The organism is Variovorax glacialis (assembly GCF_051216375.1).
GTDB lineage: Bacteria > Pseudomonadota > Gammaproteobacteria > Burkholderiales > Burkholderiaceae_C > Variovorax.
Genome location: NZ_JBPJZT010000002.1, coordinates 148,334 through 168,844, shown reverse-complemented (window position 1 = coordinate 168,844; position 20,511 = coordinate 148,334). Strand labels below are relative to the sequence as shown.

The 20,511-nt window shown below is 66.1% G+C and carries 18 protein-coding genes; 7 read left to right on the top strand and 11 right to left on the bottom strand.

Features of this window, described 5'->3' with window-relative positions; translation table 11 throughout:
• Position 1: 1 nt before the first annotated feature.
• Positions 2-220, top strand: coding sequence for a hypothetical protein (locus tag ACSFBL_RS05135; RefSeq protein ID WP_435514677.1), 219 nt, complete (start codon positions 2-4; stop codon positions 218-220).
• 29 nt (positions 221-249) lie between these two features.
• A complete protein-coding gene (locus tag ACSFBL_RS05130) occupies positions 250-816 on the top strand; it encodes a hypothetical protein (protein ID WP_435514676.1) in 567 nt (188 codons plus the stop codon).
• On the opposite strand, the gene xylB is transcribed toward ACSFBL_RS05130, so the two are convergent.
• From xylB to ACSFBL_RS05080, 10 genes are all read right to left on the bottom strand, one after another.
• On the bottom strand, positions 813-2,279 hold the full coding sequence (xylB, locus tag ACSFBL_RS05125) for a xylulokinase (protein WP_435514675.1): 1,467 nt from the start codon (positions 2,277-2,279) through the stop codon (positions 813-815). The two genes, ACSFBL_RS05130 and xylB, sit on opposite strands and share 4 nt — an antisense overlap.
• Positions 2,280-2,288: 9 nt before the next feature.
• Positions 2,289-3,227, bottom strand: a complete 939-nt coding sequence (locus tag ACSFBL_RS05120) for an AraC family transcriptional regulator (RefSeq protein ID WP_435514674.1) — start codon at positions 3,225-3,227, stop codon at positions 2,289-2,291.
• Positions 3,228-3,258: 31 nt separating this feature from the next.
• Positions 3,259-4,047 (bottom strand): L-iditol 2-dehydrogenase, encoded by a 789-nt coding sequence (locus tag ACSFBL_RS05115; protein ID WP_435514673.1) that lies wholly within the window; start codon positions 4,045-4,047, stop codon positions 3,259-3,261.
• On the bottom strand, positions 4,044-5,462 hold the full coding sequence (dalD, locus tag ACSFBL_RS05110; RefSeq protein ID WP_435514672.1) for a D-arabinitol 4-dehydrogenase: 1,419 nt from the start codon (positions 5,460-5,462) through the stop codon (positions 4,044-4,046). Before dalD ends, ACSFBL_RS05115 begins: the two co-directional genes overlap by 4 nt.
• A gap of 7 nt (positions 5,463-5,469) precedes the next feature.
• A complete protein-coding gene (locus ACSFBL_RS05105) occupies positions 5,470-6,501 on the bottom strand; it encodes an ABC transporter ATP-binding protein (protein WP_435514671.1) in 1,032 nt (343 codons plus the stop codon).
• Positions 6,502-6,646: 145 nt separating this feature from the next.
• Positions 6,647-7,471, bottom strand: a complete 825-nt coding sequence (locus tag ACSFBL_RS05100) for a carbohydrate ABC transporter permease (RefSeq protein WP_435514670.1) — start codon at positions 7,469-7,471, stop codon at positions 6,647-6,649.
• 10 nt (positions 7,472-7,481) lie between these two features.
• The gene (locus ACSFBL_RS05095; protein ID WP_435514669.1) at positions 7,482-8,339 is read right to left on the bottom strand and encodes a carbohydrate ABC transporter permease; all 858 of its coding nucleotides are present in this window, start codon (positions 8,337-8,339) and stop codon (positions 7,482-7,484) included.
• A gap of 119 nt (positions 8,340-8,458) precedes the next feature.
• Entirely contained in the window at positions 8,459-9,766 is a 1,308-nt protein-coding gene (locus tag ACSFBL_RS05090) for an ABC transporter substrate-binding protein (RefSeq protein WP_435514668.1), read from the bottom strand.
• 184 nt (positions 9,767-9,950) lie between these two features.
• Complete coding sequence (locus ACSFBL_RS05085) at positions 9,951-11,114, bottom strand: MFS transporter (RefSeq protein WP_435515319.1); 1,164 nt, start codon at positions 11,112-11,114, stop codon at positions 9,951-9,953.
• Between the two features lie 86 nt (positions 11,115-11,200).
• Complete coding sequence (locus ACSFBL_RS05080) at positions 11,201-12,406, bottom strand: MFS transporter (RefSeq protein ID WP_435514667.1); 1,206 nt, start codon at positions 12,404-12,406, stop codon at positions 11,201-11,203.
• A 184-nt stretch (positions 12,407-12,590) separates the two neighbouring features.
• Here ACSFBL_RS05080 and ACSFBL_RS05075 point away from each other — a divergent pair, with 184 nt between their 5' ends.
• Both ACSFBL_RS05075 and dusA read left to right on the top strand, forming a co-directional pair.
• A complete protein-coding gene (locus ACSFBL_RS05075; protein ID WP_435514666.1) occupies positions 12,591-13,736 on the top strand; it encodes a DUF2235 domain-containing protein in 1,146 nt (381 codons plus the stop codon).
• Between the two features lie 73 nt (positions 13,737-13,809).
• Positions 13,810-14,796, top strand: coding sequence for a tRNA dihydrouridine(20/20a) synthase DusA (gene dusA / locus ACSFBL_RS05070; RefSeq protein ID WP_435514665.1), 987 nt, complete (start codon positions 13,810-13,812; stop codon positions 14,794-14,796).
• 122 nt (positions 14,797-14,918) lie between these two features.
• Here the strand turns inward: dusA and ACSFBL_RS05065 are convergent, their stop codons facing one another.
• Positions 14,919-15,566: a GntR family transcriptional regulator gene (locus ACSFBL_RS05065; RefSeq protein WP_435514664.1), complete on the bottom strand. Its 648-nt coding sequence runs from the start codon at positions 15,564-15,566 to the stop codon at positions 14,919-14,921.
• Between the two features lie 132 nt (positions 15,567-15,698).
• Between ACSFBL_RS05065 and scpA the strand changes: the two genes are divergently transcribed.
• The 3 genes from scpA to ACSFBL_RS05050 are packed head-to-tail and all read left to right on the top strand — an operon-like array spanning position 15,699 to position 20,501.
• A complete protein-coding gene (gene scpA, locus ACSFBL_RS05060; RefSeq protein WP_435514663.1) occupies positions 15,699-17,858 on the top strand; it encodes a methylmalonyl-CoA mutase in 2,160 nt (719 codons plus the stop codon).
• 2 nt (positions 17,859-17,860) lie between these two features.
• Positions 17,861-18,919 carry a methylmalonyl Co-A mutase-associated GTPase MeaB gene (meaB, locus tag ACSFBL_RS05055; protein WP_435514662.1) on the top strand — a complete coding sequence of 353 codons (1,059 nt, stop codon included), beginning with the start codon at positions 17,861-17,863 and terminating at the stop codon, positions 18,917-18,919.
• 49 nt (positions 18,920-18,968) lie between these two features.
• Positions 18,969-20,501 carry an acyl-CoA carboxylase subunit beta gene (locus ACSFBL_RS05050; RefSeq protein ID WP_435514661.1) on the top strand — a complete coding sequence of 511 codons (1,533 nt, stop codon included), beginning with the start codon at positions 18,969-18,971 and terminating at the stop codon, positions 20,499-20,501.
• Positions 20,502-20,511 lie beyond the last annotated feature (10 nt).

Here is a 20,511-nt window from a genome sequence, read left to right as displayed (position 1 = left end):
CATGTCGCAATTGCGAAATATCGCGCTCACCGTCCAGGAACTCGAAGAGGGCGAGTTCTATTGGGTTTTGATGGAGGCCACCGATTACGAGTTGGAGGACGTGCTCCCCTATTTGCCCATCGAAGCGGCAAGCGACCCTCACAGCACCTACGCCAATGCCCTGGTCGCAGGGATTGCGGCGATCCGGAAAATGTTTGGCAAGGACGGTCCGCGCGAGTGAATGACGCGGACCCCGATTCTGGGGAAACCATGCGGAAACTTGGAGCGGCCACTGCCGCGGGCACCGTTGCGTTGGTTGTCGCAGGCTGGTTCTTTCGGCCCGCCACGTCGGCGGAGTGGGCCGCATGGGTCCAGACGCTGGGCGTGCTGGCGGCCATCCTGTGGGCGATCCGGCTGCAGCTCGCCACGTCGAAGCAGAGCCTGCGGCAGGCCGGGCAAGTCGCGGCCATGTTCGCGAACAACATGCACTGGGTCTTCCGCGAGCTGAACGACGCCTGCGGCAAGCGCAGCTGGGACGACTTCACCGTGCACAGGCGCATCCTGCAGGAGGTGCTGGCGCAGGGCCGCGAGGTGACGCTGCAATTGCTCGACGGCCGCTCGCTGGCGATGGTGAGCAGTCTTCGCACCATCGCCGTCGAGGCGCTGGAGATGTCCGAGGGGCACGGAGAAGACGGCGACTGGCCGCGCCTGCACATCTATTTCGATCGCCGGCTGCCCAGCATCTCCGCCTGGCTTTCGGCCACCGGCAATCCGCCGGAGAGCAGCGGCCCGACGGACTACGCGGGGCTGCGCACCTCGTTCGGGCAGATCAGCTAGGCGCCGAACTCGGCGAAAGTCGGGCGTAACGCTGCATACACCTGCCTGAAGCGCGCATGCCGCGCCATGTTGGTGGCCGACTGTTCCCCGTTCGGCTCGAAGCGTTGCCGGACATCCGGGCGACGACAAACCATTGCTTCCGTTCCTCCGTCCGCCAGCCAGGCCAGCCGCGCCGCGCCGAGGGCGCCGCCTGCCTCGCCGCCTTCGCACACGGCGAGCGACGTCTGGAGAATGTCCGCCAGCAGGTGCGCCCACCACGAACTGCGCGCGCCCCCGCCGACCAGCACGAGATCGCCGCTGGGCTTGACGAGCGTATCGAGTCCGTCACGGAGGCCGAAGCTCACACCTTCCACCACGGCGTAGGCGACCTCCGCCGGTCCGTGCGCATGCGTCAGGCCGAACAGCACGCCTTGCGCATTCGCGTCGTTGTGCGGCGAGCGTTCGCCTGAAAGATAGGGAAGAAACAAGGGCGCCTGACTGCGCGCATCGGCATTCAACGTGGCCGCCGCGGCCAGCAGTGACGCCTCGTTGCCGAGACCGAAACTGCGCGCGGCCCAACTGACCGCGCTCGATGCCGACAGCATGACCGACATCTGGTGCCAGCGGCCCGGCAAGGCATGGCAGAAGGCGTGCACCGCGCGATCGGGGTTCGGCTCGAAGCGATCGCCGCACACGAAGATGACGCCCGACGTGCCCAGCGAGACGAAGCCTTCACCCGCCTTCACCAGCCCCATGCCGACGGCACTGGCCGCGTTGTCGCCGCCACCGCCTGCGATGGGTATGTCCGCAGAAAGGCCCCATCGCGCGGCGAGGTCGGGCTTGAGCCTCCCGGCGACGGCGCTGCCTTCGACCAGGTCAGGCATGTTCTTGCGGGAGAGGCCGCAGGCGGCGAGCAGTTCGTCCGACCAGTCCCGGGCGCCGACGTCGAGCCAAAGAGTGCCCGATGCGTCCGACATGTCGCTCGCCAGCGTGCCGCTCATCCTGTAGCGCAGCCAGTCCTTCGGCAGCAGCACGCAGGCCGTGCGTGCGAAGTTTTCCGGCTCGTGGGTCTTCATCCAGAGCAGCTTCGGCGCGGTGAACCCCGGCATCGCGAGGTTGCCGGCAATCGCGGTCAGGCGAGGCACGCGCGCCTTGAGCGTCGCGCATTCCGCGGCGCTTCGCCCGTCGTTCCAGAGAATCGCGGGCCGCACCACCTCGCCGGCCACATCGATCGCGACCGCCCCGTGCATCTGGCCCGACAGCCCGATGGCGCGAACCGAGGACATCGCCTGCGCATTGCTCCGGTGCAGCGCTGCCATCACGGATTCGAGCGCCTCCCACCATTGGGCGGGCGCCTGTTCCGACCAGAGCGGCGCAGGCCGGCTCACGCTCAACGCCGCCCGGGCCAGTGCGACGATGCGGTGGTCCTTGTCGAGCAGCAGTGCCTTCAGCTCCGAGGTGCCCAGATCGAGGCCGAGGTACATGACTGTCCTTCAGACGAGGCTGCCGAAGCGGCTGTCACTCTGGCGCCGGAACTCGGTCGGCGTCATGCCCTTGATCTCGAGAAAGCGCCGGTTGAAATTGGCGACGTTGTTGAAGCCGACCTGGTAGCAGATGTCCGTCACGTAATGGTCGGTCTGCATCAGCAAGTGGCAGGCACTGTTGATCCGCACCCGGTTCACGAAATCAGTGAAGCTGTTGCCGGTCGAGCGCTTGAAGAAGCGGCTGAAGCGACTTTCGCTCATGCCCAGTTCGGTGGCGATGTCGGCCATCACGATCGGCTCGGAGAGATTGGCGGTGATGCGGTTGACGATGACGTTGATCTGGTCGACCTCGGCGTCGCCCTCGACGCCCTGCATCTGCACGTTGGAGAGCAGGCGATAGTCGGTGCACTGGGCGAGGTCGGCGAGGTATTCGAGGAAGCGGGCGAGGCGCTGAAGGCCGTGCGCCGCCTTCACCGCGTCCCAGTGCGCCAGCGCGCGTTCCGCAAGGCCGAAGAACTCGATGCCGTGGCGCGAGCGTTCGAGCAGTTGCAGCGCCTCGCGCAGTTCGGGAATGCCGGCGGCCGCGCTCTCGATGGGTTCGTGCCGGAACTGGATCACCCGGTCGCGGCCGGCCGCGCCGCCTTCGGGTGCATCGAGCGAGATCCAGTTGTGCGGCAGACGTGGTCCGCACAGCACAAGGTGCCCGGGCTGGAAGGGGCCGATCCAGTCGCCGACGAAGGCCTTGCCGGATGTCTCGGTGATGAGGTGGAGCTCGTATTCCTCGTGGAAGTGCCAGCGCACCAGCGGGCTCGGGAAACCATGCGCCAGGCAACGGACGAGGCCTGTTTCCTCGGGCGCTTCGTAACCCAGCGACGGCGAGCGCGTGATGTCGCGCTCGAGCTCGGGCTCGCGATGGCGGGGCAGGTGCCGTTGGCGTACCGATGTCATGAAGTCGTCCCTTCGTCCTTCTCATGCACCTTCAGCTCATGACGTTACCACCATCGACGTTGAGCGTTTGCGCCGTGATGTATCGCGCATCGTCGCTGGCGAGGAACACGACCGCGCCGGCGATGTCGCCCGGCTTGCCCATGCGGCCGAGGGGGACTTCGAGGCCGACCCGGCGTTTCTTCTCGCCCGGCGCGAGCTGCTCGTACCTGGCGAAAAGCGAATCGACCTGGTCCCACATCGGTGTGTCGACCACACCGGGCGAAATGGCATTCACACGGATGCCGTGAGGCGCCATCGCGAGCGCGGCACTCTGCGTGTAGCTGATGACGGCCGCCTTCGTCGCGCAGTAGTGCGACACGAGCGCCTCGCCGCGCCGGCCGGCCTGCGATGCCATGTTGATGACGGCGCCGCCTTCCACGCCGGCATCGACCATGTGTTGCAGCACCCGCTGCATCACGAAGAACATGCCCTTCACGTTGACGGCGAAGAGGCGGTCGTACGAGGCCTCGCTGCTTTCCAGCAAGGGCGCCATGTCGAACAGGGCGGCGTTGTTGACCAGCGTGTGGACCGGCCCGTGCGCCGCCTGCGCAGCGAAGAGCATGCCGCCGATGGACGGCATGCTGGTGACGTCCGTCGCAACGTAGGCCAGGGTGTTCGGGTGCTTGCGCCGAAGCGCCTGCACGCCCTCGGAAGGGTCGGCCGCCAGGTCGGCCAATGTGCAGCAGGCGCCTTCGGCGAGGCAGGCTTCGGCGATGGCGAGCCCGATGCCGCCTCCGGCCCCGGTGATCAGGACGTGGCGCTCCGCGAGCCGGCCGGTCATTGGCCACCCCGCTCGACGAAGGTCCGGACCCGCTCGCTCGCCTTGCGCATCGCCTCGACGAGGCGCGGGTCGCCGGCCGCGTCGCCCCACAGCGTGCGATCGGCGCACATCGCGGCGACGGGGTCGGCGGCTTCGCAGATCGCGTGTGCGTCGCTTTCGTCCATGCCTTGGTCCTGGTAGGTGTAGGGAAGCGACTTCGCATGCCAGCGTTGCAGGAAGGCAAGGAAGAGGGCGGGCAGCATCGCCACGCTGTCGATGCCTTCCCCGCGCGAAAGCCGCTCGTGGATGGTGGGCGCGATGAAGCCGGGAATCTTCGAGAACCCGTCCATCGCCACGCGCTGATTGGTGTCGCGGATCGCGGGATTGCCGAAGCGGTCGAGCACGACGTCGCGATAGGCCGGCAGGTCGACCGGGCTTGGCCGCCCTGGCGAGTTCAGGCACGGAATGACGTCATCCGTCACGTAGTCGAAAGCCATGCGCCGGATCGACGGTACGTGCGTGCCTTCGTGGATGTACTGCAGGCCGAGCAGGGTTCCGGCCCAGGCGATGCAACTGTGGCTCGCGTTGAGGATGCGGATCTTCGCTTCCTCGTAGGGCGACACCGAATCGACCAGTTGCACGCCGACGCGCCCCCAGTCGGGTCGACCGTTCGCGAAGTCATCCTCGATCACCCACTGGATGAAGCTCTCGCCCGTCACGGGCGCCGCGTCGTCCCAGCCTGTCGCCTTGAACACGCGCTCGCGCAGTTCGGGCGGCGGCCGTGGCGTGATGCGGTCGACCATGGCGTTGGGGCTTCGGGTCTGCGTACGGACCCATTCCAGCAGGCCGGTGTCGCCGGTGCGCTCGATGAATTCCAGCAGCCCCTTGCGGAAGCGCTCGCCGTTGTGGCGCAGGTTGTCGCAGTTCAGCAGTGTCACGGGACCGGCATCGGCAGCGCGGCGGGCGCGCAGGATCGCGCAGATCGCACCGTAGATCGTCGTGCCGGCCTGACCCTTGCGGGCCCGGTCGAGGTCGTTCGCGAGATCGGCGACGACGAAGTCGAGGCGGTCCTGCGAATCGAGGTAGTAGCCGGCCTCGGTCACCGTGAACGAGATGACCCGCGTGCGCGGATCCGAGCCCCGCGCGATGACCTCGACCAGGTTCGCGTCGAAGGCCAGCACCTCGCGGATCGATTCGATGCGCTGGTAGCGATAGTCGCCGGCAGGCGATACCGTCTCCAGCGTGTAGCGTCCGCCTTGTGCGCGCAAGGCGCTCTCGACGTCGGCCATGTCGGGGCGCAGGTTCGCGCCGACGAGCGACCAGTGCGTGTCGCCGGTGTCGATCAGCGCTTGCAGGTACACCGCCTGGTGCGCGCGATGGAAGGAGCCGAGTCCGAGGTGCAGCACCACGAATTCGGTAGAAGTGGCATCGTTCATGGCAGTGTCAGGCCGCGACGGTGCGGCCTTCGCGGTTGAAGAAGTGGAGAACGGACGGATCAAGCTCCACGCTCACGGCATCGCCGGCCTGGAGGTCGGTGCGGTCGTTCTGGCGCGCGATCAGCGGGACGCCGCCGACGTCGACGTGGATCAGCGTGTCGGCGCCCAAGGCCTCGATCAGCTCGACCCGTGCCGGCGCACCTGGCGCCTGGCCATGGTGCACGCGCAACCCCTCGGGGCGTACGCCGAGGAATCCATCGCTCGGCAACCGGCCGCCAGTGAGCGCTGAGAAGCTCGGTATCGCCTTCGCCTCGACCATGTTCATCGACGGCATGCCGATGAACTGCGCAACGAACTGGTTGGCCGGGCGGTCGTACAGGTCCATCGGTGTACCGACCTGCTCGATCAGACCGTCGCGCAGCACGACGACGCGGTCGGCCAGGGTCATGGCCTCCACCTGGTCGTGCGTCACGTAGATGCTGGTCGCGCCGAGCGCGCGATGCAGCTTGTGGATCTCCACGCGCGTGTTGCCGCGCAGAGCCGCATCGAGGTTCGAGAGCGGCTCGTCGAAGAGAAACACCTTCGGCGCCCGCACGATCGCCCGTCCGATTGCCACGCGCTGCCGCTGTCCGCCGGACAGTTCCTTCGGCGTGCGGTTCAGGTACTGCGTGAGGTTGAGCGTCTTGGCGGCATGGTCGACCTTGGTCTTGATCACGTCCTTCGAGACCTTCGCCAGCTTGAGCGCGAAGGACATGTTGTCGTACACGCTCATGTGCGGGTAGAGCGCATAGCTCTGGAACACCATCGCGAGGTCGCGTTTGCCCGAAGGCGTGTGCGTGATGTCCTTGCCGTCGAGCGAGAGCTTGCCGCTGGTGATCGGCTCGAGCCCGGCGATCAGGCGCAGCAGCGTCGACTTGCCGCAGCCCGACGGGCCGACGAATACGATGAATTCGCCCTTGTCGATCTCGAGGTTCACGCCCTTGATCACGTGCGTTTCGCCGAAGCTCTTCTTGATGTTGTCGAGTTGGAGGTAGGCCATCAGATGACTCCTTGAAAATCTTGTTCGGCTGCCGGCGCGATCCATTCCAGCGGCCGCCACGGAACCGGCTCCGCCGGTCCGCCGGCGGTGCCCCCGGCAGGGGGTTGGCGAAGCGACACGCAGTGCGCGGAGCCTGGGGGCGAGCTCATTTCACGGCGCCAAAAGTCAGGCCCTGCACGAGCTGCTTCTGGCTGAACCAACCAAACACCACGATCGGCGCGATGGCCATCAACGAAGCGGCAGAAAGCTTGGCCCAGAAGAGCCCCTCGGGACTGGAGTAAGAAGCGATCAGCGTCGCCAGCGTGCCTGCCTTGGCGGAGCTGAGGTTCAAGGCCCAGAAGGCTTCGTTCCAGCTCAGGACCAGGCACAGCAGTCCGGTGGATGCCAATCCGCCGATGGACAGCGGCAACACCACGTGGCGGAACTCGGTCCAGAGACTCGCGCCGTCCATGCGCGCGGCTTCGAGGATCTCGGGCGGAATGTCCTTGTAGCTTGTGTAGAGCATCCACACCATGATCGGCAGGTTCGACAGCGTGAAGACCACGGTCAGGGCAGTGCGCGTGTCGAGCAGGCCGGCGGTCTGCGCGATCACGTAGATCGGCACCAGCGCGCCGACGGCCGGCATCATCTTCGTGGAGAGCATCCACATCAGGATGTCGCGCGTGCGCTTCGTGCGGAAGAAGGCCATCGAATACGCCGCCGGCGCCGCGATCAGCAGGCCGATGATGGTCGAGCCCACGCTCGTGATCAGCGAGTTCTTCGCGAAGAGCAGGTAGTCGCTGCGGCGCTGCACCTCGGTAAAGTTTTCCAGCGTCGGCTCGAAGATGAAGAGCGGCGGCACGTGGATCGCCTGCAACTCCGTCTTGAACGACGTCAGCACCAGCCAGCCCAGCGGGAAGAAGAGCAGCAGCGACGCGGCCCACGCACCGGCGGTGCGCAGTGCGAGGGCGAGAATGTTTTCGGTTTGCATGCCGGTGTCCTCAGTCGAGGTTCTTGCCGATGATGCGGATCAGGAAGGCCGCCACGATGTTGGCCAGCACCACCGCGAAGAGCGCGCCCGCCGAAGCCACGCCGACGTCGAAGTTCATCAGCGACTGCTTGAAGATCAGGTAGGTGAGGTTGGTGCTCTCGTTCCCCGGGCCGCCATTGGTCGTGACGGCGATCTCCGCGAACACCGAGAGCAGGAAGATCATCTCGATCATGATCACGACCGCCATCGGCCGGCCGAGGTGGGGCAGGGTGAGATAGCCGAAGCGCTGGAAGGCGCTGGCACCGTCCATGCGCGCGGCTTCCATCTGCTCGCGGTCGAGCGACTGCAGGGACGTGATGAAGATCAGGCAGGCAAAGGGCAGCCACTGCCAGGCGACCATGATGATCACGGAGAACAGCGGCACGTCCGTCAGCCAGTCGACCGGCTCCGCGCCGAAGCTTCGCCAGAGGTCCGCGAGGATCCCGTAGATCGGGTTCATCATCATGTGCTTCCACAGCAGCGCGTTCACCGTCGGCATGACGAAGAAGGGCGAGATGAGGAGCACGCGCACGATGCCGCGGCCGGGGAAGGGCTCGTTGACCAGCAGTGCCAGCAGGACGCCCAGCACCACCGTGATGATGATCACGCTGCCGATCAGCACCAGCGTGTTCCACACCGCGGGCCAGAAGTCCGGGTCGGTGACGAAGTAGTGGAAGTTCTCCAGACCGTTGAACGTCCGTTCGCCGGGCTGCATGAGGTTGTAGTTGACGAACGAGAAGTAGATCGTCATCACCAGCGGCACGATCATCCAGAGGACGAGCGTGATCACGGCCGGGGCCATCAGCGCCCGAGGCAACAAGCGGTTCATAGAGAGATCCCCAATGCATGCGTTGTCGTGAGCTGCCGCGGAACCGGCTCCGCCGGTCCGCTGGCAGCGCCCCCCGTGGGGGGCGGGCGAAGCGACACGAAGTGCGCGCAGCCTGGGGGCTACTTGTAATACCCGCCCTTCTTCATTTCGCGCTCGGCCGCTGTCTGTGAGGTCTTCAAGGCTTGGTCCACGGTGACCTTGCCCGAGAGCGCCGCACTCATCTGCTGACCGACCGCCACGCCGATCGCCTGGAACTCCGGAATGGCCGCGTACTGCACGCCCACGTAAGGCGACTTGGGCAGCGTGCTGTCGTTCGCGTTCGCGCTGTCGATGGCCTTCTTCTCGGATTCGGCGAAGCGTGCCGCCTTCAGGAACTCCGGCGAAGCGTAGGTGGACTTGCGCGTACCGGTTGGCACCGAGCCCCAGCCTTCTTCCTTCGCAACCAGCTTGACGTAGTCCTTCGAGGTCGCCCACTTGACGAAGGTCTGCGCCGCATCGACCTTCTGCGAGCTGGCCGGAATCGCCAGTGCCCAGGCCCACAGCCAGTTCGCGCCCTTCGGCGTCACGGCCACGGGGGCCTGTGCGAAGGCCACCTTGTCGGCCACCTTCGACTGCTTCGGATCGCTCACGAAAGAAGCCGCAATGGTCGCGTCCACCCACATCCCGCACTTGCCTTCGTTGAAGAGCGCGAGGTTCTCGTTGAAGCTGTTGGCCGAGGCGCCGGGCGGGCCGTAGGCCTTCATGAGGTCGACGTAGAAACTGATCGCGTCATGCCAGGGCTTGGTGTCGATCTGCGGCTTCCAGCTCATGTCGAACCACTGGCCGCCGTTGGTGTTGACCATGGTGGTGAGCAGCGCCATGTTGTCGCCCCAGCCCGGCTTGCCGCGCAGGCAGATGCCGTAGACGCCCGCCTTCGGGTCGTGCACCTTGCCGGCGAGTTCCTTCACCTGTGCCCAGGTCGGCTGGTCGGGCATCTTGAAGCCCACCTTGTCGGCCAGGTCCTTGCGGTACATGAGCATCGAGCTCTCGCCATAGAACGGCGATGCATAGAGCTTGCCGTCGGCCGAGAGGCCGTTGCGCATCGCGGGCAGAAGGTCGTCGACGTCGAAGTTCGCGTCGGTCGCGATCGGCAGCAACCAGCCTTTCTTGGCCCAGATCGGCGTCTCGTACATGCCGATCGTCATCACGTCGAACTGGCCGCCCTTGGTCGCGATGTCCGTGGTGACGCGCTGCCGCAGCGTGCCTTCCTCCAGCGTGACCCACTTGAGCTTGATGTCCGGATTCGCCTGCTCGAAGAACTTGGTGAGCTTCTCCATCTCGATCATGTGGCCGTTGTTCACGGTGGCGATGACCAGTTCGGTCGCGGCATGCGCGAGACCCGTGGCCGCGATGGCGAGCACCAGGCCTGCCTTCAGAAAGCGCTTCATGAGTTGTCTCCTTGTTGGTCGACGACAGGCGGTCGTCGTTGCCGGATTCTGGAGACTCTGCGTTGCGGGTTTGGTACTGGGATTGACCCGTTCGATACTTGGTTGCACCAGTTGATCGGTGACTTCCCTAGTTTCGGAAAGCAGGGATGTGAGTCGGCGGCCCGTTCGGGGGCCGCTTTGCGCGTCAGGCCGCCTGAAGCGAAGGCCTGCGTTCGCCGAGTCGGCTGCTCCACGCGGCGAGCGCCAGGGCACCCAGCGTGATGCCCGCGCCGGCCCATGGAAGGTCCGCCAGCGGCGCGCCCGCGGCGAGCATGCCGCTTCCGATCCAGGCGCCGGTGGCGTTGCCGAGGTTGAACGCGCCCTGGTTCAGCGTCGAGGCCAGGTTGGGGGCGGCGTCCGCATGCTGCACGATGAGCGTCTGCAGGAGCGGTACGAGGGCGAAGGAGAGGGTGGTCCACGTCGCCATCAACACCACGGTCGCGGCCTTGACCGGCAGGACGAAATGCATGAGCCCCAGCACCAGCGCGTTGAGTCCGAGCACCAGCAGCATCGAGGGCACGAGACGACGGTCCCCGAGCCGTCCGCCGACCGTGCTGCCGATGGTGAGGCCGACGCCCAGCAGAAGAAGGATGGGCGCGATGGCCGCGTTCGAGAAGCCGCTCACTTCCGTCAGCAGCGGTGCGATGTAGGTGAAGACGCAGAACAGGCTCGCCGACGTCAGCGCGCTGGTTGCGAGTGCGAGCAGCACGCGGCGATCGGCCAGCACGGTGAACTCGCGAAGGATGTTGCCTTTCTGCATCTCGATGTGCCGGGGCAGCAGCAACACGAGCGATGCGACCGCCGCCAGCGCGATCACCACGATCGATGCGAAGGTCATGCGCCAGCCGAAGTGCTCGCCGATGATGCGGCCGAGCGGCACGCCCAGCACGTTGGCCAGCGTGAGGCCGGTGAACATCAGGGCGATCGCCTGCGAGCGCTTGTTCGGCGCCACCAGTCCCGCAGCGACGACCGAGCCGATGCCGAAGAAGGTGCCGTGCGCGAGGGCCGTGATCACCCGGGCCGCCATCAGCAATCCGTAGTTGGGCGCCAGTGCGCACAACAAATTGCCGAGGACGAAGAGCGACGCCAACGCGATCAGCGTCGCCCTGCGTGGGAGCCGTGCCGTCGCGACCGCGAACACCGGCGCGCCGATCACCACGCCCATGGCGTACCCGGTGACCAGCAGGCCTGCCTGAGACAGGGTGACGCCGAGGTCGAGCGCCATGTCGGGCAGCAGGCCCATCACGACGAATTCGCTGGTTCCGATCGCGAATGCGGCGGCTGCCATTGCCAACAGGGCGATGGGCATGCGCGACGAAGCGGCGGGTGGCGTGTCGGTCTGATGGGTCATGGCGGGAGATTAGGGTTAACCCCTATTATCCCGGACGACCCCTCTCAACCGGTTGCCAGAAGGGCATTCCGTCGGAACTCAGTGGCGTAAAACAACAGTGCGACCACCGCAAAGGCCCCGCCCAGCAGGCACAGGCCGCCCCAGCCGTGGAAGGCATAGATCGCCGCGGCCAGCCCCGAAGCGACCGCCGCGCACATGAAGATGAAGGTGAGGAACAGCCCGTTGAGCCGGCCGCGGAGCTCCGGCGCCAGGATGTAGAGGCTCCTCAGGCTGAGGACGTTGCACAGCTGGACGGCGGCGTCGAGCAGGATGCCGGAGACGACCAGGCCGGCAAGGGACCGGAAGTGCACCGCCACAGCCCCGAGCCCGAAGGACAGCAGCGCGACGACGATCGCCATGCCCGTTGCCGGCCGCGTGAGCCCGCGATCCGCCAGTCGCCCGGCCCACGGTGCTGCCAGCGCGCCAGCGGCACCGGCCAGGGCGAACAGTGCGATCCCGCCCTGTCCCAAGCCGAATTCATGCGCCAGTGCGAGGGGAACGGCGGTCCAGAAGGCCTGGAAGCCGGCGAACATCATCCCCTGGTAGAACGCCCGCCGGCGCAGCAGCGGCGTGCGCCACACGATGCCGGGCAGCGAAGCCATGGTGCGCGCGTAGCCGGTCGAGGCGTGTGGCCGGCGCTGCGGCAGTGCGCGCCACAACACGATGGCCAGGGTCGCCATCAACACCGCGGAGACGGCGAAAACGGCACGCCATCCGAAGGCTGCCGCGATCAGGCTCGAGAAGGGCCGCGCCAGCATGATGCCGGCCAGCAAGCCCGCCATGATGTTCCCCACGACCTTGCCGCGCGTTGCTTCGGGAACGAGGTGCGAAGCCAGCGGTACGAGCACCTGGGCCGCCACGGCGCAGGTCCCGACGAGAAACGATGCTGCCAGGAAGGTCGCGGCCGAATTCGAGATTGCGATGCCGACCAGGCCGACGACCGCGCCCACCATCAGGCAGGTGATCAGCCGCCGGTTTTCCACCACATCGGCCAGCGGCACCAGCATCAGCAGGCCGGCGCCATAGCCGAGCTGGGTGAGCGTCATGATCAGCCCGGCCAGGCCGGCATGCAGTTGCAGCGTGACCGCGATCGGCCCGATCAGCGGCTGCGCGAAATAGATATTGGCCACGCAGAGCCCGCACGCGATGGCGAACAGGATGGTCAGACCGGTGGAAAGCCCGGCGGGCTCGGAGTGTGGGGAGGGGGGCACGGAAGGGTCTCGCAGTGGGTTCCGGCGCGCAAGCCCGGCGGAGCGGCGGCACCTTAGCATGTCCCTCGCAAACCTGCCGGGCACCTGGAATGCACGTTCTGGCATACAGCGAAAGTCGCATGGATTCTCCGCCGCGAAGAGCACACACTGCGCCGCATCGACGCCTTCGGAGAAGGGATGCGACATGCCAAAGAACATCGTATTTTGTGCCGACGGCACATGGAACGGCCTGGGCCACGGCGATGCCCAGGAGCTCCAGGCCGACGCCACCAACGTGCTGAGGCTCTTTGCCGCCCTGGCGGGCGCGGTCACCGCCGACTCGCTGCGAAGGCAGGACGAGCAGGAAAAGGTGAACACGGGGTCGGACGGCAAGGTCACGCAGATCGCGAAATACCTGCACGGCGTCGGCGACTCGCAGAACGGCATCCGCAAGCTGCTGGGCGGCGTCTTCGGGGAAGGCTTCATCGAACGCATCGTCCGGGGCTATACCTTCCTGTCGAGAAACTACGAGCCGGGTGATCGCATCTACCTGACCGGCTTCAGCCGGGGGGCGTACACCGCGAGGGCGCTCGGCGGCATGGTCACCCGAATGGGCCTCCTGCCGCAGGATGCCATGCGAGGCAGCGACGGCAGCTACGATGCCGACCTGGCCTACAGGCTCGGCGTCTTCGTGTGGGCGGCGCACCGCCGGGCGTTGGGGAAGCAGAGCACCTTGCTGGGCTATCTCGAGGAGTTCAAAGCGCAGTCCATCGCACTCGACAAATTGGTGAAGGACGTCGGTATCGAGGCCATCGGGGTCTGGGACACCGTCGGCGCTCTTGGCGTGCCGGTCTACGACCTGGCCGACGCATCGAAGGTCGACATCTTCGAGTTCGCCGACTTGGCGCTGTCGCCGAAGGTCCGCCTGGGCTTCCACGCGCTCGCGATCGACGAGCAGCGAAGCGATTTCGAACCGACGCTGTGGGATGCCAGGGACGGCGTCAGCCAGCGATGGTTCTGCGGCGCCCATGCCGACGTCGGCGGCGGCTATCCGACGCTGGACCTCTGCAGCTTCTCGCTGGACTGGATGATCGAGCGCCTGCGCGACTGCGGGGTGGCGATCTCGCCGCAATACCAACCCTCGGCGCCGTCCAGCTTCGGACCCATCCACACCCCGTACGAGGATCCGCCTTTCGACTTGCGGCCGCATGCGCCGCGGCAATACCCCAAGGACGTGCTGTTCCACCCGAGCGTCCAGCTCTATCTCAGCAGCTTCGAGGCCTATCAGCCGGCCAACCTGGGCCCGTTCCTGACCGGGCGACAACTCGACTCCAAGGTCATGAGCCCTTAGCGCCGGCGCCCGCGGGCTTTCGCGGGTCCATCCACGGCACGGTAGCGTTTTTGCTATCGTCCACGGCGCATCTATGAACTCAACCACCTACGCCGGCAAGCTGTCCATTGCGCCCATGATGGACTGGACGGACCGACACTGCCGCTTCTTCCACCGCCTTCTCACGCGCCGCGCGCTGCTCTACACCGAGATGGTGACGACCGGTGCGCTCATTCATGGCGATGTGCCGCGCCACCTGCGCTTCAACGGCGAGGAACATCCCGTCGCGCTCCAGCTCGGCGGCAGCGAACCCGCCGACCTCGCGCATTGCGCGAAGCTGGGCGAGGCATGGGGCTACGACGAGATCAACATCAATTGCGGCTGCCCCAGCGAGCGCGTGCAACGCGGCGCGTTCGGCGCCTGTCTCATGAACGAGCCGCAGCTCGTGGCCGATTGCGTGAAGGCCATGGTCGACGTGGTGGAAGTGCCGGTCACGGTCAAGCATCGCATCGGCATCGACAAGATCGAGAGCTACGAGTTCGTGCGCGATTTCGTCGGCAAGGTCAGCGAGGCCGGCTGCGACACCTTCATCGTCCATGCCCGCAACGCATGGCTCAAGGGCCTGTCGCCCAAGCAGAACCGTGAAGTGCCGCCGCTGCGCTACGAGCTCGTGCACCGGCTCAAGCACGACTTTCCGACGCTGCGCTTCTCGATCAACGGCGGCTTCAACGACAACGCGCAGATGCACGCGCACCTGCGCCTGCTCGACGGCGTGATGATCGGTCGCGAGGCCTACCACAACCCCTGGTGGCTGGCCGAATGGGATGCCACCTTCTTCGGCGATCCGCCCACCGCGCTCACGCGGGAAGAGATCGAGCTGCAGATGTGCGACTACATGGCACGCGAGGCCGCAGACCACGGCACGCCCTGGTCGAACATCGCCCGGCACATGCTCGGCCTGCGCAATGGTCTCGCCGGCGCACGCCGCTGGCGCCAGGTCTGGAGCGACCACCGGCTCAAGACCCGCACCCCGCACGAAGTCATGGCAATAGCCCGCGAGCCGGCAGAACAGCCGGCTTAACCCAGCCGCGCAAGTCTGTGTCCCAGTCCAGGGATACCGCGGATCCGGCTCAGCCGGTCCGCCGGTATCGCCCCCGGCGGGGGGTGGAGAGCGACACGAAGTGCGCGAGCCTGGGGGCGAGCCTAATTCGCTGCCTCGAGCCCGTTGCTGAAGTGCTGCTGCATGCGCGCCATCGCATCGGCAGGATTGCGTGACTTGATCGCCGCCATGATGGCCCGGTGCTCCCTGAGCGATTCCCCGATCCGCCCCGACTTCAGCAGCGAGTTGTGGCGGTTCAGCTTCATCACCTTGCGCAGGTCGGCCACCATCTGGTCGCGCCAGCGGTTGTTGGCAATGGCGAGCAGCCGCATGTGAAATCGCTCGTTGATGGCGAAGAAGTACGCGCGGTCGACGTGGCCCGGCGTGGCGGCGGCTTCGAGATCCGCATGCAGGGCGTCGAGCTCGGCCAACTCGGCGTCGGACGCATGTTCGGCGACCACCCCGGCGGCGTCGCTCTCCAGCAGGCTCAGCAGGTGATAGACGTCGGCCAGGTCTTTCTCCGACACCTCGGTCACGTAGGCGCCGCGCCGAACCTTCATGGTGACCAGGCCTTCGGCCGCCAGCACCTTCAGCGCCTCGCGCAAAGGCGTGCGACTGATGCCGTATTCCTCGGCCAGCTTCAACTCGTCGATCCAGCTGCCGGCCTCGAGCTCGCGGCTGAAGATGCGTTGGCGAAGCAGTTCCGCCACCTCTTCGTAGAGGGCGCGGGGGGTGAGGGTGACAGCGGACATGGCTGGAATGTACCGCAAGTTCGTCGTTTGAATTAATAATTACGGATGTTAGACTCGCTTTAAATTGAACTGTGCCGCAACCCGGCGGACACTCCGACTCACACCTCTCGCACGACCTGCAAAGCGGCGCTCATGAGCAAATCCGACATCAACTTCTCCACCGCCACTCTCGAAGCCTGGACCAAGGCTGCGGCCAAATCGGCCCCGGGCGGGGACCTCAAAGCGCTGAACTGGGTCACGCCGGACGGCATCACGGTGAAGCCCCTCTACACGGCGGCCGATCTCCAGGGCTTGAAGTACACCGACACGCTGCCCGGCTTCGAACCCTACCTGCGCGGTCCGCAGGCCACCATGTATGCGGTGCGTCCGTGGACCATCCGCCAATACGCCGGCTTCTCGACCGCAGAGGAATCGAATGCCTTCTATCGCAAGGCCCTCGCGGCGGGCGGCCAGGGCGTCAGCGTGGCCTTCGACCTCGCCACGCATCGCGGCTACGACAGCGATCATCCGCGCGTGACGGGTGACGTCGGCAAGGCCGGCGTGGCGATCGATTCGGTCGAGGACATGAAGATCCTGTTCGACCAGATCCCGCTGGACAAGGTGAGTGTCTCGATGACGATGAACGGCGCGGTGCTGCCGGTGCTTGCAGGCTACGTGGTCGCCGCCGAAGAGCAGGGCGTCGCGCAGGACCAGCTGAGCGGAACGATCCAGAACGACATCCTCAAGGAGTTCATGGTCCGCAACACCTACATCTTTCCGCCCGCGCCGAGCATGCGGATCATCGGCGACATCATCGAGTACACGGCACAGAAGATGCCGAAGTTCAACTCGATCTCGATCAGCGGCTATCACATGCAGGAGGCCGGGGCCAACCAGGCGCTCGAACTCGCCTTCACGCTGGCCGACGGCAAGGAGTACGTGAAGACGGCCCTCGCCAAGGGGCTCGACGTGGACATCTTCGCCGGCCGCCTGAGCTTCTTCTGGGCCATCGGCATGAACTTCTACCTCGAAGTGGCCAAGATGCGTGCCGCGCGCCTGCTGTGGTGCCGGATCATGAAGGAGTTCAACCCGAAGAACCCGAAGAGCCTGATGCTGCGCACGCACTGCCAGACCTCCGGCTGGTCGCTGACCGAGCAGGACCCCTACAACAACGTGGTTCGCACCACCATCGAGGCGATGGCGGCCGTGTTCGGCGGCACGCAGAGCCTGCACACCAACGCGCTGGACGAAGCCATCGCGCTGCCGACCGAGTTCAGCGCCCGCATTGCGCGCAACACGCAGCTCATCATCCAGGAAGAGACGCACATCACGAATGTCGTCGATCCCTGGGCGGGCAGCTACATGATGGAGAAGCTCACGCAGGATATGGCCGATGCGGCCTGGACCATCATCGAGGAAGTCGAGGCGATGGGCGGCATGACCAAGGCGGTCGACAGCGGCTGGGCCAAGCTCAAGATCGAAGCCGCCGCCGCCGACAAGCAGGCGCGCATCGACTCCGGCCGGGACGTGATCGTGGGCGTCAACAAGTACAAGCTCAAGGAAGAGGACACGCACGACATCCTGCAGATCGACAACGTAAAGGTGCGTGATGGCCAGATCGCCAAGCTCAAGGCCATCCGCGAGAAGCGCGACAGCGCCGGCGTGCAGGCCGCACTCGATGCGCTCACCGCGGCTGCGGAAAGCGGCGAGGGCAATCTGCTCGACCTGAGCATCCAGGCCGTGCGCCTGCGCGCGACGGTCGGCGAGATCAGCGACGCACTGGAAAAGGTCTATGGCCGGCATCGCGCCGATACGCAGAAGGTGACCGGCGTCTATGCCGCCGCCTACGACTCGGCCGAAGGCTGGGAAGCGCTCCAGCACGAGATCGCCGCCTTCGCCGAGGAGCAGGGCCGGCGTCCGCGCGTGATGATCTCCAAGCTCGGGCAGGACGGCCATGACCGTGGAGCGAAAGTCGTCGCCACGGCATTCGCCGACCTCGGCTTCGACGTCGACATGGGCCCGCTGTTCCAGACGCCCGAGGAGTGCGCCCGCCAGGCGATCGAGAACGACGTGCACGCGGTCGGCGTCAGCACGCTGGCCGCGGGCCACAAGACGCTGGTGCCGGCGATCATCGAAGAGCTGAAGAAGCAGGGCGCCGACGACATCATCGTGTTCGTGGGCGGCGTGATTCCGCGCCAGGACTACGACTTCCTGTACGAGGCCGGCGTCAAGGGCATCTATGGCCCGGGCACCCCGATCCCGGCCAGCGCCAAGGACGTGCTGGAACAGATTCGCGCGGCTGTTGCGGCGTGAACATGCCGGTTCGAACACCGGTCACCGCCGAGGCGCTGGTGACCTCGGAGGGGCCTGCACAGCGCCGCGCGATCGCCAAGGCGATCACGCTGCTCGAATCGACCCGCGACGACCACCGCGCGCTGGCCGACGAAATGCTCACTGCGCTCCTGCCGCGCACTGGAAACTCTTTCCGGCTCGGGATTTCGGGGGTGCCGGGCGTCGGCAAATCGACTTTCATCGAGGCGTTGGGACTGTTCCTGATCGCGCGCGGCCACCGGGTCGCCGTGTTGACCGTGGACCCGTCGTCCACGGTTTCGGGCGGATCGATCCTCGGCGACAAGACCCGCATGGAGCACCTCTCCGTGCACGAGCGTGCGTACATCCGGCCGAGCCCGTCCTCGGGCACCCTCGGCGGCGTTGCCGAGAAGACGCGGGAAGCGATGCTGGTGTGCGAGGCCGCGGGCTACGACATCGTCATTGTCGAGACGGTCGGCGTCGGCCAGAGCGAAACGGCGGTTTCGGGCATGACCGACATGTTCGTCCTGCTGCAATTGCCGAATGCCGGCGACGACCTGCAGGCCATAAAAAAGGGCGTGATGGAACTGGCCGATCTCGTCGTCATCAACAAGGCCGACATCGACAAGGACGCCGCGACGCGCGCGCAGGCGCAGATCACCTCCGCCCTGCGCCTGTTCGGCCACCATGGCAATCCGGCGCACGCGCAGGTGATGCACGCGGCCCACGCCCCGCCGGGCTCGCCCGAATCGGAAGTGCGCTTCTGGCTGCCGAAGGTGATCCAGCTGAGCGCACTGGCCGGCACCGGCATCGACGCGTTCTGGGATGCGGTGCTGCAGTTCAAGGCACTCCAGACCGCCAACGGCAAGCTGGCCACGCGCCGCGAGAAGCAGGCGCTGGCCTGGATGTGGGAGCGCATCGACGCCGGCCTCAAGCAGGCATTCCGACATCACCCGCAGGTGCGCGAGCTGCTGCCTCAGGCCATCGCCCAGGTCGCGGCCGGCACGCTGCCCGCATCGACCGCCGCGCGCAATCTGCTCGCCGCGCAGGCCGGACGAGCGTAGGCTGCCGGCTGCCACCACCCAACAAGATCAACTTCTCCGACGGAACCTCATGAAAGAAATCCTCGAACAACTCGAACAGCGCCGCGAACAAGCGCGGCTCGGCGGTGGCCAGAAGCGCATCGACGCCCAGCATGCCAAGGGCAAGCTGACGGCGCGCGAGCGCATCGCGCTGCTGCTCGACGACAACACCTTTGAAGAGTGGGACATGTTCGTCGAGCACCGCTCGAGCGATTTCGGCATGGCCGACACCAAGATCCCGGGCGATGGCGTCGTCACCGGCTACGGGATGATCAACGGCCGCCTGGTCTTCATCTTCAGCCAGGACTTCACCGTCTTCGGCGGCGCGCTCAGCGAAGCGCATGCCGAGAAGATCTGCAAGGTGATGGACCAGGCGATGAAGGTCGGCGCACCGGTCATCGGCCTCAACGATTCGGGCGGCGCGCGCATCCAGGAAGGCGTGGCGTCACTGGGCGGCTATGCGGACGTGTTCCAGCGCAACGTGATGGCTTCCGGGGTCGTCCCGCAGATCAGCATGATCATGGGGCCGTGCGCCGGTGGCGCGGTTTACTCGCCGGCGATGACCGACTTCATCTTCATGGTGCGCGACAGCTCGTACATGTTCGTCACCGGGCCCGAAGTGGTGAAGACGGTGACGCACGAGGACGTGACTGCGGAAGAACTCGGCGGCGCATCGACGCACACCACCAAGAGCGGCGTGGCGGACATGGCCTTCGAGAACGACGTCGAGGCGCTGATGATGCTGCGCCGGCTGTACAACTACCTGCCGCTGAACAACCGGGAGAAGCCTCCCGTCCGACCCAGCGGCGACCCGGCTGATCGTGCCGACCTCTCGCTCGACACGCTGGTGCCGGACAACCCGAACAAGCCGTACGACATGAAGGAGCTGATCACGAAGGTGGTCGACGACGGCGATTTCTTCGAGCTGCAGCCCGACTATGCGAAGAACATCGTGATCGGCTTTGCGCGCATGGAAGGGCAGAGTGTCGGCATCGTCGCCAACCAGCCGCTCGTGCTTGCCGGCTGCCTGGACATCAAGTCGTCGATCAAGGCGGCGCGCTTCGTGCGCTTTTGCGATGCGTTCAACATCCCGGTCGTGACTTTCGTGGACGTGCCTGGCTTCATGCCCGGCACGAGCCAGGAGTACGGCGGCATCATCAAGCACGGCGCCAAGCTGCTCTATGCCTATGCCGAGTGCACGGTGCCGAAGATCACCGTCATCACGCGCAAGGCCTATGGCGGTGCGTACGACGTGATGGCCTCGAAGCATCTGCGCGGCGACGTCAACCTCGCGTGGCCCCGTGCCGAGATCGCGGTGATGGGGGCCAAGGGCGCCGTCGAGATCATCTTCCGCGAGGACAAGAACGATCCCGAGAAGCTTGCCGCGCGCGAGGCCGAGTACAAGGCGCGTTTTGCAAATCCCTATGTGGCGAGCACGCGCGGCTACATCGACGACGTGATCCTGCCGAGCGAGACGCGCAAGCGCATCTGCCGATCGCTCGTCATGCTTCGCGAGAAAAAACTCGAAAACCCGTGGCGCAAGCACGGCAACATCCCCCTGTGAGCCCGCGAGA